Source organism: Halomonas sp. M20, assembly GCF_020622265.1.
GTDB lineage: Bacteria > Pseudomonadota > Gammaproteobacteria > Pseudomonadales > Halomonadaceae > Modicisalibacter.
In genome coordinates, this window is the sequence record NZ_JACNMQ010000002.1 from 535,796 (window position 1) to 552,030 (window position 16,235).

The following is a 16,235-nucleotide window of genomic DNA, read 5'->3' on the forward strand; positions in this document are numbered from 1 at the left end:
TATCAAGCGTTTATTCTTTCTGCATGATGGTCGAAAAAATGTGATGCAGAAAGCATGCAGAAAGGAACAGCATGAAGCTCAAGTTCAAGACTCAGGAATACCAGACCCGGGCCGTCGAGGCTTTAGTAGATTGCTTTGCCGGCCAACCTTTTAGTAGCGGCATTCAGTACCGAATCGATCCGGGTGAGGCCGTGCGACAGAGGCAACCACGTCAGCAAGAACTGTACGCCTTGCCAGAGCAGGACGATGCCGGCTTCAAGAACGCCGCCCTGGAGCTCTCCGAATACGATCTGTTGAGCAATATCAAGGCTGTGCAGCGTCGCCAGAATCTGCCGCTCTCCGACGGCTTGAAGAAGGATGACAAGACCGGCTGCCCCTACAACCTGGACGTGGAGATGGAGACCGGCACCGGCAAGACATACGTCTACCTGAAGAGCATGTTCGAGCTGAAACAGCGCTGCGGCTGGAGCAAGTTCATCGTGGTGGTACCCAGCATCGCCATCCGCGAGGGGGTCTACAAGTCGCTGCAGATCACCGCCGACCACTTCCTGGAGAGCTACGGCCAGAAGGCGCGCTTCTTCATCTACGACTCGAAGCAGCTGCACAACCTGGAAAGCTTCTCCTCGGATGCCGGCATCAGCGTGATGGTCATCAATGTGCAGGCCTTCAACTCCCGTGGCGCCGACAACCGCCGCATCTACGAGGAGCTGGACGACTTCCAGTCGCGGCGCCCCATCGATGTAATCAAGGCCAACCGGCCGATCCTGTTTCTCGATGAGCCGCAGAAGATGGAAGGCGACAAGACGCTCAGCTCACTGAGCGAGTTCAACCCCTTGTTCATCGTGCGCTACTCGGCGACCCACAAGACGATCTATAACAAGATCCACCGCCTGGACGCCCTGGACGCCTACAACCAGAAGTTGGTGAAGAAGATCTCGGTGCACGGTGTCACCACCAAAGGCCTCACCGGCACCGACGCCTATCTTTATCTGGAAAACATCGAGACGGCGAAGAACAAGCCCCCGGTGGCCTGGGTTGAATATGAACAAAAGACGGCCAGTGGCCCGAAGCGTAAGCGACGCAAGCTGGGCAAGAACGACAATCTTCATGAACTATCGGGTGAGCTGGATCAGTACAAGGGCTTCGTCGTCTCGGATATTGACGCCCGGATCGATCAGCTCAGCTTCACCAACGGCGTCGAGCTCACCGCCGGGGAGGTGACCGTCGACGTCACCGAGAAGGCGCTGCGCCAGCTTCAGATTCGCGAGGCGGTCAAGGCGCACTTCAAGAAGGAAGAGCTGCTGTTCTCCCAGGGCGTCAAAGTACTCACGCTGTTCTTCATCGATGAGGTGGCCAAGTACCGCCAGTACGATGAAGGCGGTGAGGTGCTGGGCGAGTACGCCGAAATGTTCGAGAAGGAATACAACCACCAACTCAACCAGGTATTGACCCTGGAAGACAGCGCGTACAACCGCTACCTGAAAGGCATCAGCGCATCAAACACCCACAACGGCTACTTTTCCATCGACAAGAAGTCCAAGCGACTCATCGACCCCAAGACCAAGGCTCGCTCCACCGAGACCGACGATGTCGATGCCTACGACCTGATCCTGAAGGACAAGGAGCGCCTGCTCTCCTTCGAGGAGCCCACGCGCTTCATCTTCTCCCACTCCGCGCTGAGGGAGGGCTGGGATAACCCTAACGTCTTCGTCATCTGCACGCTGAAACATAGCGATAACACCATCTCCCGGCGTCAGGAGGTCGGACGCGGCCTGCGCCTGGCGGTCAACCAGCTGGGGGACCGCATGGACGACCCCATGACGGTGCACGACATCAACGAACTGACGGTGGTCGCCAGCGAGAGCTACAAGGACTTCGTCACCGCCTTGCAGCGCGATATCAGCAACGATCTCTCCGAGCGCCCGCGCAAGGCAGATGAAGACTATTTCAAGGGAAAACTGCTGATCAACGATGTGGGTGAAGAAACAGAAGTTACGGCTAGGTTGGCCAAAGATATCTATCGCTACCTGCTCAAAAATGAGTACACCGATAACGACGACCATATTGCGGACGTCTACCATCAAGCCAAGGAAGCCGGCACCCTGGCCGAGCTGCCAGAGGCGCTGCAACCCTATGCCCAGCAGGTCTTCCAGCTGATCGACAGTGTCTTCAGCAATGCCCAACTGCCGCACATCGAGGACGGCCGCAAGGCCAAGCTTAACCCGCTCAACGACAACTTCCACAAGAAGGAATTTCAGGAACTCTGGGAGCGCATCAACCGCAAGGCAGCATACTCGGTCAGCTTCGACTCCAACGAGCTGATCGAGAAATGCGTGGGCTACCTGGACCTGAAGCTCAAGGTGAAGCGCCTGGAATACCAGGTGGAGCGCGGCACCCAGAAGGCGGAAGCCAGCTACCAGGACCTGACCAGCGGGCAGGCCTTCACCGTCAACGAAAGCGAGCGCGTCAAATACGAAAACTCGCTTCACTCAGCCGTGCAATATGACCTGATCGGACTTCTAGCCGAGGCCACGCAGCTGACGCGCCGCACCGTAGCGGCGATTCTCTCCAATATCCAGCCGAAGACCTTCAAGCAGTACCAGATGAGTCCGGAAGACTTCATGGCTCAGGCCGCCAGGTTGATCAACGAGCAGAAGGCCAGCATGGTGGTCGAGCACATCAGCTATGACCCCCTCAACGAGCAGCACAGCCGGGAAATCTTCACCATCGAGAAGCCGGAAAACCAGCTGGATCGCGCCTACAAGGCCAATCGTCATGTCTTCGACTATGTGGTGACCGATTCCAAGATCGAACGAGACTTCGTCGAAGAGCTCGAGACTAGCAAGGAGGTAGTGGTCTACGCCAAGCTGCCGAAAAGCTTCTTCATTCCGACACCGGTGGGCAACTACAATCCCGACTGGGCCATCGCCTTCAACGAGAATGACGTCAAGCACGTCTACTTCGTGGCCGAGACCAAGGGCAGCATGTCATCGCTAGAACTGCGAGAAATCGAGCAGGCCAAGATCAGATGTGCCACGGAATTCTTCGAGACCATCGCGACGGCAAAGGTGAAGTACGATGTCGTGGATTCTTATGACAAGCTGATGGATTTGGTGAGATAACTGCTGCGAGCACAGGAGCCCGACCCATCGGGCTCTTGTGTTGCGACAGTCAATAGTGACGGTCGGCTTCACACCTCCAGATAATCGAGAATCCCCTCCGCCGCCTGGCGCCCTTCATGGATAGCGGTGACCACCAGGTCCGAGCCACGCACCATGTCGCCGCCGGCAAATATCTTCTCGTTGCTGGTCTGGAAGGGGAAGTTACCGTGCTCCGGCGCGGTCACCCGCCCGCGTTCATCGATGGCGATGTCGTTCGACTCGAACCATTCGATATCGCTGGGCTGAAAGCCGAAGGCGATGATCACCGCATCCGCCTCCAGCACCTCCTCGGAGCCCGGCACCACTTCCGGGCGTTGACGTCCGTTTTCGTCCGGCTCGCCAAGGCGTGTCCGCACCAGCTTGACGCCTTCGACCTTGTCCTCCCCGATCACTGCCACCGGCTGCCGGTTGAACAAGAACTCCACACCCTCTTCCCGGGCGTTGGCTACCTCCCGCTTGGAACCGGGCATGTTGCCCTCGTCGCGGCGATAGGCACAGGTCACGCTGGTTGCCCCCTGGCGAATCGAGGTGCGGTTGCAATCCATGGCGGTATCGCCACCCCCCAGCACCACTACCCGCTGGTCCTTGAGGGAAATATAATCGGCCGGATCCTTCTCGAAGCCCAGGCAGTGATTGACATTGGCGACCAGGAAATCGAGTGCCTTGTACACTCCGGGCAAATCCTCACCGGGAAAACCGCCCTCCATGTACTTGTAGGTACCCATCCCCATGAACACCGCGTCGTAGTCGGCGAGCAGATCATCGATGGTCACGTCCTTGCCGATTTCGGTGTTGAGACGGAATTCGATGCCCATCTCCTCGAACACCGCCCGGCGACGCTCCATGACGTTCTTCTCGAGCTTGAACTCGGGGATGCCGAAGGTCAGCAACCCGCCGATCTCCGGATAGCGATCGAACACCACGGGCCTTACGCCATTGCGCACCAGGATATCGGCACAACCGAGTCCCGCCGGGCCGGCGCCGATCACCGCCACCCGCTTGTCGGTCCAGGTGACTTTCGACATGTCCGGGCGCCAGCCCATGGCGAAGGCGGTGTCGGTAATGTACTTCTCCACCGAGCCGATGGTCACCGCGCCGAAGCCGTCGTTAAGGGTGCAGTCGCCCTCGCAGAGGCGATCCTGAGGACACACCCGGCCGCACACCTCGGGCAGGGTATTGGTGCGGTGAGACATCTCGGCGGCTTCGAGAATATTGCCCTCACTGACCAGCTTGAGCCAGTTGGGAATGTAGTTATGCACCGGGCATTTCCACTCGCAATAGGGGTTGCCGCAGTGCAGGCAGCGGTGCGCCTGACTGGCTGCTTCGCTGGGTTTGTAGGGCTCATAGATCTCGGTGAACTCTCGCGCTCGGGTCCGCGCCTCCTTCTTGCGCGGGTCCTGACGGCCGACATCGATGAACTGGAAATCGTTGTTCAGACGGTTTGCCATTAAGTAAGTCCTCTTGTTCCGGCTGACGCTATCTCTTATTCCGGCTGACGCTGGGATTGGGCAAGCAATTCCCGCAGGTTCGCGGCCTTGGGCTTAACCAGCCAGAAGTGACGAATGAAGTCAGAAAAGTCTTCAAGGATCTCATGACCCCGAGCCGAGTCGGTTTCGGCAACATATTCCTGAATCATTTCCCGTAGATGGCGACGGTAGGCCTCCATGGCTTCTGTGTTGACGCGATGAATCTCCACCAGCTCGTGGTTGTACTTGTCGACGAAGGTACGATCCTCGTCGATGACATAGGCAAAGCCGCCAGTCATGCCTGCGCCGAAGTTGACCCCGGTGTCACCAAGTACGCAGACCACCCCGCCGGTCATGTATTCACAGCAGTGATCACCGGCCCCTTCGATGACTGCATGCACTCCGGAATTACGCACGCCAAAGCGCTCGCCAGCGGTCCCTGCGGCGAACAGTTTGCCGCCGGTGGCACCGTACAGGCAGGTATTGCCGATGATCGCCGTCTTGTGGCTTTCGAATTGGCTACTCTTCGGTGGCACGATGACCACCTTCCCACCATTCATGCCCTTGCCGACATAATCGTTGGCATCGCCTTCGAGATACAGATGCAGACCGCGAGCGTTCCACACACCGAAGCTCTGGCCCGCGACGCCGGTGAAGCGCGCAATGATCGGGACCTCCTCGAGCCCCGCTTCGCCATAGCGCTTGGCAATCTCCCCGGAGGCTCGCGCCCCTACGCTGCGATCGCAGTTGGTAATATTGAACTCGAACTCGCCGCCGGATTTTTCCTCGATGGCCGTCATCAGCGCTTCGAGCACTTCCCGATTCTTGGCACCGGGGTCGTGAGGCTCATTACGGCTGACCTGACAGAACTGCGGTGCGTCCGCCGGTACATGGTCGTTCTCGAGCAGCGGGGTCAGATCGAGCTTACGTTGGGAGGCGGTGTCGCCTTCAAGCACCTCGAGCAGGTCAGTGCGACCGATCAGATCGGTGAGCGACCGCACCCCAAGCATGGCCATCAGCTCGCGTACTTCCTCGGCGATGAAGCGAAAGTAGTGCTTGACCATGTCAACGGTGCCGCGAAAGTGCTCGTCACGCAGATATTTGTGCTGGGTGGCGACACCGGTGGCACAGTTGTTGAGATGGCAGATTCGCAGGTACTTGCAGCCCAGGGCCACCATGGGCGCGGTGCCGAAGCCGAAACTCTCGGCGCCGAGGATCGCCGCCTTGACCACATCAAGGCCGGTTTTCAGCCCGCCATCGGTCTGCAGTCGAATCTTGTCCCGCAGGCCGTTGATACGCAGCGCCTGATGCACCTCCGGCAGGCCCAGCTCCCAAGGGGAGCCGGCATGCTTGATCGAGGTCATGGGGCTCGCCGCGGTGCCACCGTCGTAGCCGGAGACGGTGATCAGATCCGCATAGGCCTTGGCCACCCCGGTGGCGATGGTGCCGATACCCGGTTCGGAAACCAGCTTGACCGACACCTGAGCGGAGGGATTGACCTGCTTCAAATCGAAGATCAACTGGGCCAGATCCTCGATGGAATAGATATCGTGATGCGGCGGCGGCGAGATCAGCGTTACCCCGGGCACCGCGTAACGCAGTCGGGCGATCAGCTCGTTGACCTTGCTGCCGGGCAACTGGCCGCCCTCCCCGGGCTTGGCGCCCTGGGCGACCTTGATCTGCAGCACCTCGGCGTTGACCAGATAGGCTGGCGTCACGCCAAAGCGCCCCGAGGCGATCTGCTTGATCTTCGAGCTTCTAATCGTGCCGTAACGTGCCGGATCTTCGCCCCCTTCACCGGAGTTGGAACGGCCACCGGTTTCGTTCATGGCCTGGGCCAGCGCTTCGTGGGCCTCCGGGGAAAGCGCCCCCAGAGACATGCCGGCACTGTCGAAGCGCGGTATCAAATCCTCGACCGGCTCCACCTCATCCAGCGGCAGCGGCTCCGGGGCCGGCTTGAGTTTAAGCAGATCGCGAATAGTGGCCACCGGCCGCTCGTTGACCAGCCCGGCGAACTTCTTCCATTGAGCGTAATCTCCCTGCTGCACCGCTCGCTGCAGGGTCATCACCACATCCGGGTTGTAGGCGTGATATTCGTGATCGTGCACATACTTGAGCAGGCCGCCCTGAACCAGCGTCTTGCGCGGCAACCAGGCGTCCCGCGCCAGTAACTCCTGCTGCAGTTGCAATTCGGCAAAGCCGGTGCCTTCGATGCGCGACTTCATGCCGGTAAAGCACAGATCCATGACCTCGGATGAGAGCCCCACCGCCTCGAACAGCTGAGAGCCACGATAGGAGGCCAGGGTCGAGATGCCCATCTTGGAGAGGATCTTGTAGAGCCCTTTCTGCAGGCCCTTGCGGTAGTTTTCCCGCGTGTCCTCCGGGTTACCGACCAGTTCACCGCTGCGATGCATGTCCGCCATCACCTGATAGGCGAGGTACGGATAGATCGCCGTGGCGCCGACACCGAACAGCACCGCCATCTGGTGAGCGTCCCGGGCGTAGCCGGTCTCCACGATCAGGTTGACCCGGGGCCTGAGCGCCAGACGCCCCAGATGATGATGGATCGCGCCGGTGGCAAGCGCGGCATGGACCGGCAACCAGCCCTTGTGCAGATCGGCGTCGGACAGCACCAGAATGACCACGCCCTTTTTGGCGGCCTGTTCGGCTTCCTGACACAAAGCCTGTAACGCCTGCTTGAGGCTGCTCTTTTCCGGGTCGTAGCTCAGACTCAGGGTCTGGCTGCGAAATGCAACGTCTTCCTGGGTGACCAAGGCGGTGAACTTGCGCGGCGACAGTATCGGCGCGGTGAGAATCAAGCGATGGGCATGATCCGCAGTAGTCTCGAAGACGTTCAGTTCGGCACCGCAGCAGGTCTCCAGGGACATCACGATCGCTTCGCGCAACGGGTCGATGGGCGGATTGGTGACCTGAGCAAATTTCTGGCGGAAGTAGTCGGTAAGCACACGGCTCTGACGGGACAACACCGCCATGGGGGTGTCATCCCCCATGGAGCCCACCGCTTCCTGACCGCTTTCCGCCAACGGACGCAACAGCTGATCCCGCTCCTCAAACGTCACCTGGAACATCTTCTGATAGACGGCGAGTTCCTGGGCATCGAAGGGGTGAAAGCGCGCCAACTCCGTCAATGCGGATTCCAGATACTGGGCGCGATCCTTCAGCCAGCGCTTGTAGGGAAAGGCGGACTTGAGCCGGTTGTCGATCTCCTGGGTATGCAGCACCTCACCGGTGTGGGTGTCCACGCCAAGAATCTGACCCGGCCCGACCCGGCCCTTGGCTACTACGTCCTCGGGCTTGTAACCGTAAGTACCGATCTCCGAGGCCAAGGTGATGTAGCCATTTTTGGTGATCACCCAACGTGCCGGGCGCAGGCCGTTACGATCCAGCATGCACACCGCATTGCGGCCGTCGGTCATCACTAAGCCCGCCGGCCCGTCCCAGGCCTCCATGTGCATGGAGTTGTACTCAAAGAAGGCGCGCAGATCGCCTGGCATGGTTTCGACGTTCTGCCAGGCCGGGGGCACCATCATGCGGATGGCGTTGTACAGATCCATGCCGCCGGTGAGCAGCACCTCGAGCATGTTGTCCATGCTCGAGGAGTCGGAACCGACGGTATTGACGATCTCCTCGAGTTGGGTGATGTCCGGCAGCAAGTCGTTTTTAAAGTTTTCCTTGCGCGAATTGGCCCAACCGCGATTGGCCTCGATGGTATTGATTTCGCCGTTGTGGGCGAGAAAACGAAACGGCTGGGCCAGCGGCCAGCGGGGCGCGGTATTGGTCGAGAAGCGCTGATGGAAGACGCAGGTCGAGGTCTCGAGACGCGCATCGCCGAGATCATGATAGAACGTCGGCAAATCCGCCGGCATCATCAGTCCCTTGTAGGACAAAACCCGGGACGACAGGGAGCAGACGTAGAAGTTTTCTTCGTGCTTGAGCTTCTCTTCGGCAAGCCGTCGCGCCATGAACAGGTCGACGTTGAATACCGGGTCGGGCCGATCGTCATTGGCTTCGACGAAGATCTGACGAATCCGCGGCAGGCAGTCCAAGGCCATGGGTCCGCAAACACTGGCATCCGTGGGTACGTCGCGCCAGCCGTGCACGGTCAGGCCGCGCTCGATAAGCTCGCCTTCTAGAACTTCCCGAGCCTGGCTCTCGCGATGATCGTCATCGGGGAAGAACACGACGCCGACGGCGAAGCGCTGGCCCAGCTCGATGTTCATTTCTTCCTTCGCGAGCGCGCGCATAAAGTCGATGGGCATAGCAAACAGCAGCCCACAGCCATCGCCGGTCTTACCATCTGCCGCGATACCGCCCCGATGGGTCATGCAGGTCAATGATTCGATGGCTGTTTTCAGAAGATCGTGACTGGCTTCGCCCTGCATATGAGCAATCAGACCAAAACCGCAGTTGTCGCGAAACTCGCCGGGCTGATGAAGACCTTTTCTCATGGGCGTGCCTCTAAAAAATGTAAATAGCCAAGAAGTGAACGGATAGGGAAAACCAGGCCGCTGCATTGAAAGTGCAGCTCTTTGTTATGCGATTCATGCATAAGCCATGCAAGACCAGCAAGAGGGCAAGACTACCCTGAATCGGCACGTCAATGCAAAAGCCCGCGTCAAGGCGCGGGCTATGAATTCATTCAAGATTCTGTAAAGAAGAAAGGATTACTTTTTAGGGCACTCCTGCAAAAACTGCTCGAGTAATGCAGGGGGTGTCTCATCGTAAAGACAGGCATCTCCAAGACCGCGCAACAATACCAGGCGAATGCGGGCATCCAGATTCTTCTTGTCTCGGCGCATGTGCTCGAGAAATGCCGCCGCATCCATGTCGGCCGGGGTGTTCAATGGAAGCCCCGCTGCCGTCAGCACGGCACCCACGCGCTCAATTTCGACCTGAGCCAGCCAATTCAAGCGCTGGGAAAGCAGCGCCGCCAGGTACATTCCTGTGCCTACCGCCTCGCCGTGCAGCCAGTTGCCGTAACCCTGGTGGGCCTCGATGGCATGGCCGAAGGTGTGACCGAGATTGAGCAATGCCCGCACGCCCTGTTCGGTCTCGTCTTCGGCCACGATGTCCGCCTTGATCCTGCAACTGCGCAGAATGGCTTCAATGAGCAGTTCGCTATCGAGCCCACGCAGCCCCGCCATGTGTTCTTCGAGCCAGGCCAGGAAGGGAAGATCGCCGATCAGACCATACTTGATCACCTCCGCAAGTCCTGCGGACAGTTCCCGCTCAGATAGCGTTGCCAGGGTATCGGTATCGACGATCACCGCCCGAGGCTGCCAGAAGGCGCCGATCATGTTCTTGCCCAGAGGATGATTTACCCCGGTCTTGCCACCCACCGAGGAATCGATCTGGGCCAACAAGGTGGTTGGCACCTGGATGAAGGCTACCCCGCGCTGATAGCAGGCAGCCGCGTACCCGGTCATGTCGCCGATCACGCCGCCGCCCAAAGCGATGAGCGTGCAGCGGCGATTGAAGCCGGCTTCCAACAAGGCATCCCAGATGCGCGACACCGTGGCCAGGGTCTTGGTCTGTTCGCCGTCCGGCAAGATCAACTCGCGCACCTCGAGATCGTCACCGAGCGCTTGCTTGAGCATCTCCAGGTAGAGCGGCGCCACGGCCTCGTTGGTGACGATCAGCACCTGGCGTCCGGCCAGATGGGAGCGCAGCAACGCCGGATCATGCAAGAGCCCCGCGCCGATATGAATGGGATAGCGACGCTCGCCGAGCGCAACGTCAAGGGTGCGCGGCGGAACAAGGGATGTCTTCATGGTTTTCAGGCCTTGGTCTGCAATGGGTCGATGAGCCGGGATACGCGCCTCAGTATGTCGTTGACCACCGAGCGTGTGCCACGTCGATCGGTGCGTATCAACAAGTCGGCGGTGGCACGGTACAGCGGATCGCGTACCTCGAACAAGCCGCGCAGCACCGCCTCGGGATCATGACTGCGCAACAGGGGGCGATTGCGATCCTTGGCGGTGCGACGCAACTGCTGTTCGACGGTGGCATAGAGATAGATCACGGTGCCGCGCTCACGCAGTAACTGGCGATTGTCTTCATGCATCACCGCGCCACCGCCGGTGGCAAGGACGATGTCACCACGCTGACTCAGCTCGTCGATGATCAACCGTTCGCGCAGGCGAAAGCCGGCCTCGCCCTCGACGTCGAAGATCCAAGGAATATCGGCACCACAACGCCGTTGGATTTCGTGATCGCTATCGACGAAATCGCGCTGCAACTCGGCCGCCAGAAGGCGGCCGATGGTGCTTTTACCGGCCCCCATGGGGCCGATCAGAAAAAGATTGGGAAAACCCTGCATCAGCGAATCGCCAGCCTATCCTCGATGATTTTCGGAGTGATGAAGACTAGCAATTCTACCTTCTGATTGCTCTGTTCGGTATAGCGGAATAGATGTCCCAGCAATGGCAGGTCACCCAATAGCGGTGTCTTGAACAGATTTTCCAGCTGATCGGTGGTCAGAATGCCGCCCAGAACCACGGTTTCACCATTGTTGACCAGCACCTGAGTCTGGATTTCGTTGGTGTCGATGGCCGGCGCCCCGGCGAAGCTGTTGTCGGCCACATCGTCGTTGTTGATGATCAAATCCATGATGATGCGGTCATCCGGGGTGATCTGGGGCGTGACCTCCAGCGACAGCACCGCCTCCTTGAACTCGATGTTGGTAGCGCCGCTGGAGGTGGCTTCCTGATAAGGTATTTCCTGGCCCTGCTTGATCACGGCCCGCTTCTGGTTGGCGGTGATCACCTTCGGCTGAGAAATGGTCTGGCTCTTGCCTTCGCTTTCCAGTGCCCGCAGTTCGAGATCGAGCAGAATGTCGCCGGAGAGATAGCCGAAGCTGAATACGCTGCTAGGGTTTAAATCATCCCCCAGATCCACCGCCAGACCGCCGTTCGGCGCCTGACCGTTCGAGGCGCCACTGAGGTTCATGCTGCTGCCGTTACCCAGCGCCCCGTTGACCGGCTTGGCCGAGGACATTCCCCAGTTGACCCCCAGTTCCCGAGCGGCGCTATCTCTGGCAATAACGATGCGTGCCTCGATCTGCACCTGGCGCACGGGAATGTCCAGCTGATCCAGGGTGAACTTGATCGCCTTGAGCTGTTCCGGAGTTTCCTGGATCAGCAAGGTATTGGTGCGAGCGTCGACACTGACCTTTCCCCGGTCGGAGAGCAGGCCGAACCCTTCACCCCCTCTTAGAAGAGAAGCCAGTTCATCCGCCTTGGCATAGCGCACCTGGAGATATTCCGTGGTCAATGGCGCCAGTTCCTGCATTTGCGCCTGAGCTTCGAACTCCCGGCGCTCCATGGCGGCCATCTCCTCCGCTGGTGCCACGATCAGTACATTGCCGGTCTGGCGACTGGCCAGCCCATGGCTTTTAAGCACCAGATCCAGCGCCTGATCCCAGGGCACGTTCTGTAGATTCAAGGTCACACTGCCCTGCACACTATCCCGGGCCATCAGGTTGAGGCCGGTGAAATCAGCGATGATCGCCAGCACCTCACGTACCTCGATGTCCTGAAAATTGAGGGTGATGCGCTTGCCGGTATAGGCGGTGCGCTGGCGCTGGTCGTCAGGGCGTTCGGTCCGGGCCCGAGGCTTGGCTTCGATGACGAGCTCACGTCCATTGAGACTCGAATGCATTGCATAATCGCCCTGCGCTTCGATCATCAACTGCACGCCTTGCCCCTCGAACTGCGGCACGATGCGCTGCATCGGGGTACCGAAATCGCTGACATCCAGAATCTTGAACAGCGATGCCGGCAGGGTCACGTTCTCGATGTCCGCAACGATAAGCCGATCCTCCCGCTCACGAACCCGAGCATCGACGCCACTGCGATCGAAGGTCAGCGTCAGCCGGCTGGCACCATTATCGCCGCGGCGAAAGTCAATGTCTTCCACCCGAGGCCCGTGCACCAAGGGCAAGGCGCTGGCCGCAGTTTCGGCCTTGACTTCCACATCGACCACACCGCCAGATGGGGCCTTGGGAAAATAAACGCCTTCCCTGGCCGGCTCGGCGCCCGTTTCATTGATGACGGCACCGGTTGCGATCAGCTCGGAAAGCATCGGCGTCGCTGCAGCGTCATTACCGAGCTGGACCACCAATACATCGCCCTGCTCACGCAAGGTGTAGGGCAATGCGCGCTCGAGGTCGAATACCAGCCGGGTACGCTTGCCGGACTCCAGGGCCACCAGCTGGTGCACGCCGGCCAGCGCAAGATCGAAGCGGCGCTGCTCCAGCTGGCTAGCGGTCTCCAACAGGTCGACGGTCAACCGGGATGGAGAGTCGATGCGATAGCTGCGCACCTCGGGTACGCCACCGGAGAAGCGCAGCGCGACCTCGAGCTGATTGTCGCTGGACTGCTCGAAATCCACGCCTATCAACGCGGACTGGGCCAGCACCGGCCCGGCAGCGCTGAACAGCGCCGCAGCTAGCAGCGTGCGAATGAGTGTTGTCATATGTGTTCCCCTGAACCTGCCTTCCTAGGCTATGTCTGAAAAGTGCCTGCGCTCGCCCATACAGCGTTAAAAATCGACTCAAAGTACTCATTTACACCGCGTAAACTCCGCCTTTTCGTCGATTTTTGCCTTGTCTAGTCATCGCTCATCGACTTCTCAGACAAAGCCCAAGCCTTGGCGCTTCTTTTTCTTTAGCCTCGGCGTTTATGTTCGTTGTCATCGTTCAATGCGAGATTGCCGCGGCGCTCGATCCAGCCCCCTTGCCCGTTCGGCACGATCTCCAGAAGCTGTAGGGAGCGTTCATCGATATGGGTAACACGGCCGAAATCCGTGCCTAGATGCTCACCAACATAGAGGCGATGTATTCCTCCCTCCGGGTCGCGAATCAATGCCGAGTTTCGCCCGTCGGTGCGCAGGATACCCACCAGAATGAGCGATTCCAGGGCGTAGGCTTCAAGTGCGTCCTTCGAGCGCCGCCTGTCCGGCGCCAACTCGGTCTTTACATTGCGAGCCTGCTCGACGTCCGAACGCTGCACCATGAACGGGCTGCGATCAGCGACCTGGCCGTAGATTACCGGTTGATATAACGGCGTTTGGGGAAGTGGCACGACCTGTCCGGTAGAGCGGCTTTGCAATAGATCCAGCTGACGCTCCAGACCGGCAAGATTGCTGTCGCTGCAGCCTGCCAGCGCCAGCATCAACAGCGGCCCGAGAATTCTGCCGTTCATGGCTGGCTCTCCGGTCGATGGTTGTAGGTCTTGGCCAGCATCGACAGTCGCAGCGTATCGGTCTTCTCTACCGGAACGAGGCTGAAATCGTGCAAAGTGACGATCCGAGATAGTCCAGCAACGCCGGATAGGAAAGCGGCAATGCGGTGATAGTCGCCCTGTACTTGAATATCGAAGGGTTGCTCGGTGTAGAACGTCTTGAGCACGGGGCTGCGTAGGCGAATGAAATCGATGGTCAACTGATTGTCATGGGCGGTATCGCTGATATTGTCGATCAATGCCGGCACCTCGGCCCCGGTCGGCAGCATTTCAAGCAGCAATCCCATACGGCCTTCGAGTTCGCCCATCTGTTCACGCATCAGCGGCAGACTCGCCGCCTGGAGGGCTTTGTTTTCATAACGCTGAATCCATTCGCTCTCCTGAGCCCGGGCACTCTCGAGTTGCTCGGCCCGAGGTGCCGCCAGATACCAGTTCATGGCGACGAATGTGCCTGCCAATACCAACCCGTGGCAGATCGCCTTCAATGACTTGGGCCAGCTGGCAGCCTCGCTTATGTCCAGCTCACGCCACTCGAGTTCACGTAAACGCTGCCACTCTAGCTTGAGGTTCGTGCCCCTGGAGTTCATGGCATATCCTCCTTGGCGAGTTGCTCCGGCACGGAACCGGGCAGAATCTCTTCGACGCTCAGATCGAAACGCCTACCCGTCCCGCCCTCTTCCGTCTGTACTTCGGCCAACTGAGGGATCCCGAACACCTCACTGGCCGCGATCGCACGCAGCTGATCGGATACCTGCCGATTGGTGTCGGCGCGACCGGTAAAGCGCAACCGATTCTCGTCTCGAGACAATGCGCTGTAATGCACTCCCTCCTGCAGACTCGTCACCAGTTGATTGAACACTCGAACCGTCTGGGGGCGGCTGAACTGCAAGCCACGGATCAGCTCGATCTGTGCCAGCATGTCCTCCCGCAGCATTTGATAGTCATGAATTGCGACGATGTCCTGATCCAGACGCTGTACTCGGGCTTCGATGAAACGATTGCGCTGCTGCTGCGTCTCCAGCGCCTGCTGATGAAACTGCGCCAAGCCCCAGCCGCCGCCGCTGCCAAGCAGTGCCATAAGCATGATTCCCAGCACGAAGCGTCGGCTGCGCGCTTCGCGTTGCGCCTCGCGCCAGGGCAAGAGGTTGATTTCAATACTCATGGGCGCGACCTCATGGCCAACCCGCAGGCAGTCAACAGGGCCGGAGCGTCGCTGTTCAAGGCCGCGCCATCCACGCGCGAATTGACGGTCATGTTCGTGAAGGGATTGGCCAGTTCCACCCGCAGGTTACTGCTGGCGGCAAGTTTTTCACGCAAACCAGGGATCGCACTGGAACCGCCAGCCAGAATCAGGTGCTTGACCTTGGGATTACGACCGGTGGTGTAGTAAAGCTGCAGCGAACGGCCGACCTGTTGAATGACGGCATCGATGAAGGGATTCAGGACCTGGTCCGTATAATCCTCAGGTAGCCCGCCATATTTCTTGGCAAATCCAGCCTCATCCAAGCTCAATCCATAGCGCTGGCGAATATGATCCGTCAGCTTGCGGCCGCCGAAGACCGTATCGCGGCTGTAGAGCGTGCGACCCTGTTGCAGCACATGGAAGGCATTCATGTTGGCCCCTAGATCGACCAGTGCGATGCATCCGCCCTCATCCGCCTCTTGCTCAACCTGGCGATGCAACTCACTGCAGACACGTTCCAGCGCGAAGGTTTCGATATCCACTGCAACCGGCTCGAGCCCTACCTGCAGGACAGCATCCGTGAGCTGCTCCAACTCTTGTTGCCGGCAGGCGACCAGCAGTACATTCTGCTGGTCTGGATGACGGACGTTCGCCCCTAGTCGCTGAAAGTCGAAGGCAACCTCATTGAACGGAAAAGGAATATGCTTGTCGGATTCGAGCTGGATGTGAGCTTCTATCTCTTCATCGCTCAATGACGCGGGTAGCGTCAGCATCTTGGTAATCGCCGCATTGGGGGAAATCGCCACGGCTGCGTGTCGGCTGCGCGGCTGCGCATGCTCCACGGCGCGACCGATGGCATCGACGACGTCATCCATATTGCGGATACGACGCTCCACGACGGCGCCTTCCCGCAGCGGCCGTACCGCATAGCTCTCGACTCGACGCTGGAGGCCGCGACTTCTCAATTCGATTAGTTTGACCGTTGCCGAGGTAATATCGACACCGACAAGTCCCCTGGGGGACGCTTTTAGCCCTAACACGGTGTGGCCCCTTTGCACCTGCGTTCATTCGTATAGGGTTTTATCGGCTCCTAGGAAAAAATCATTAACGCTTTTGAGGCACACAGGCGCCTGTCAGGGCAACGCTTTCACACTTATTCCTC

Annotated in this window: 10 protein-coding genes; 1 reads left to right on the forward strand and 9 read right to left on the reverse strand. The window is 59.2% G+C overall.

What is annotated here, in order from left to right; all coding sequences use genetic code 11:
* Positions 1-71: 71 nt before the first annotated feature.
* Positions 72-3,122, forward strand: a complete 3,051-nt coding sequence (locus tag H7850_RS08105) for a type III restriction-modification system endonuclease (protein ID WP_227369012.1) — start codon at positions 72-74, stop codon at positions 3,120-3,122.
* 68 nt (positions 3,123-3,190) lie between these two features.
* Here the strand turns inward: H7850_RS08105 and H7850_RS08110 are convergent, their stop codons facing one another.
* The 9 genes from H7850_RS08110 to pilM all read right to left on the reverse strand — a co-directional run bounded on the left by H7850_RS08110 (position 3,191) and on the right by pilM (position 16,113).
* Positions 3,191-4,609, reverse strand: coding sequence for an FAD-dependent oxidoreductase (locus H7850_RS08110; protein WP_227369013.1), 1,419 nt, complete (start codon positions 4,607-4,609; stop codon positions 3,191-3,193).
* A gap of 35 nt (positions 4,610-4,644) precedes the next feature.
* Positions 4,645-9,096, reverse strand: coding sequence for a glutamate synthase large subunit (gene gltB / locus H7850_RS08115; protein WP_227369014.1), 4,452 nt, complete (start codon positions 9,094-9,096; stop codon positions 4,645-4,647).
* A gap of 216 nt (positions 9,097-9,312) precedes the next feature.
* Entirely contained in the window at positions 9,313-10,419 is a 1,107-nt protein-coding gene (gene aroB / locus H7850_RS08120; protein WP_227369015.1) for a 3-dehydroquinate synthase, read from the reverse strand.
* Between the two features lie 5 nt (positions 10,420-10,424).
* Positions 10,425-10,967, reverse strand: coding sequence for a shikimate kinase AroK (gene aroK / locus H7850_RS08125; RefSeq protein ID WP_227369016.1), 543 nt, complete (start codon positions 10,965-10,967; stop codon positions 10,425-10,427).
* Entirely contained in the window at positions 10,967-13,123 is a 2,157-nt protein-coding gene (pilQ, locus tag H7850_RS08130; protein WP_227369017.1) for a type IV pilus secretin PilQ, read from the reverse strand. The genes aroK and pilQ overlap by 1 nt, the downstream gene beginning before the upstream one ends.
* A 191-nt stretch (positions 13,124-13,314) precedes the next feature.
* Positions 13,315-13,851: a pilus assembly protein PilP gene (locus H7850_RS08135; RefSeq protein WP_227369018.1), complete on the reverse strand. Its 537-nt coding sequence runs from the start codon at positions 13,849-13,851 to the stop codon at positions 13,315-13,317.
* A complete protein-coding gene (locus H7850_RS08140; RefSeq protein WP_227369019.1) occupies positions 13,848-14,477 on the reverse strand; it encodes a type 4a pilus biogenesis protein PilO in 630 nt (209 codons plus the stop codon). Before H7850_RS08140 ends, H7850_RS08135 begins: the two co-directional genes overlap by 4 nt.
* On the reverse strand, positions 14,474-15,052 hold the full coding sequence (locus tag H7850_RS08145; RefSeq protein WP_227369020.1) for a PilN domain-containing protein: 579 nt from the start codon (positions 15,050-15,052) through the stop codon (positions 14,474-14,476). The genes H7850_RS08140 and H7850_RS08145 overlap by 4 nt, the downstream gene beginning before the upstream one ends.
* A complete protein-coding gene (pilM, locus tag H7850_RS08150) occupies positions 15,049-16,113 on the reverse strand; it encodes a type IV pilus assembly protein PilM (protein WP_227369021.1) in 1,065 nt (354 codons plus the stop codon). Before pilM ends, H7850_RS08145 begins: the two co-directional genes overlap by 4 nt.
* Positions 16,114-16,235: the final 122 nt, after the last annotated feature.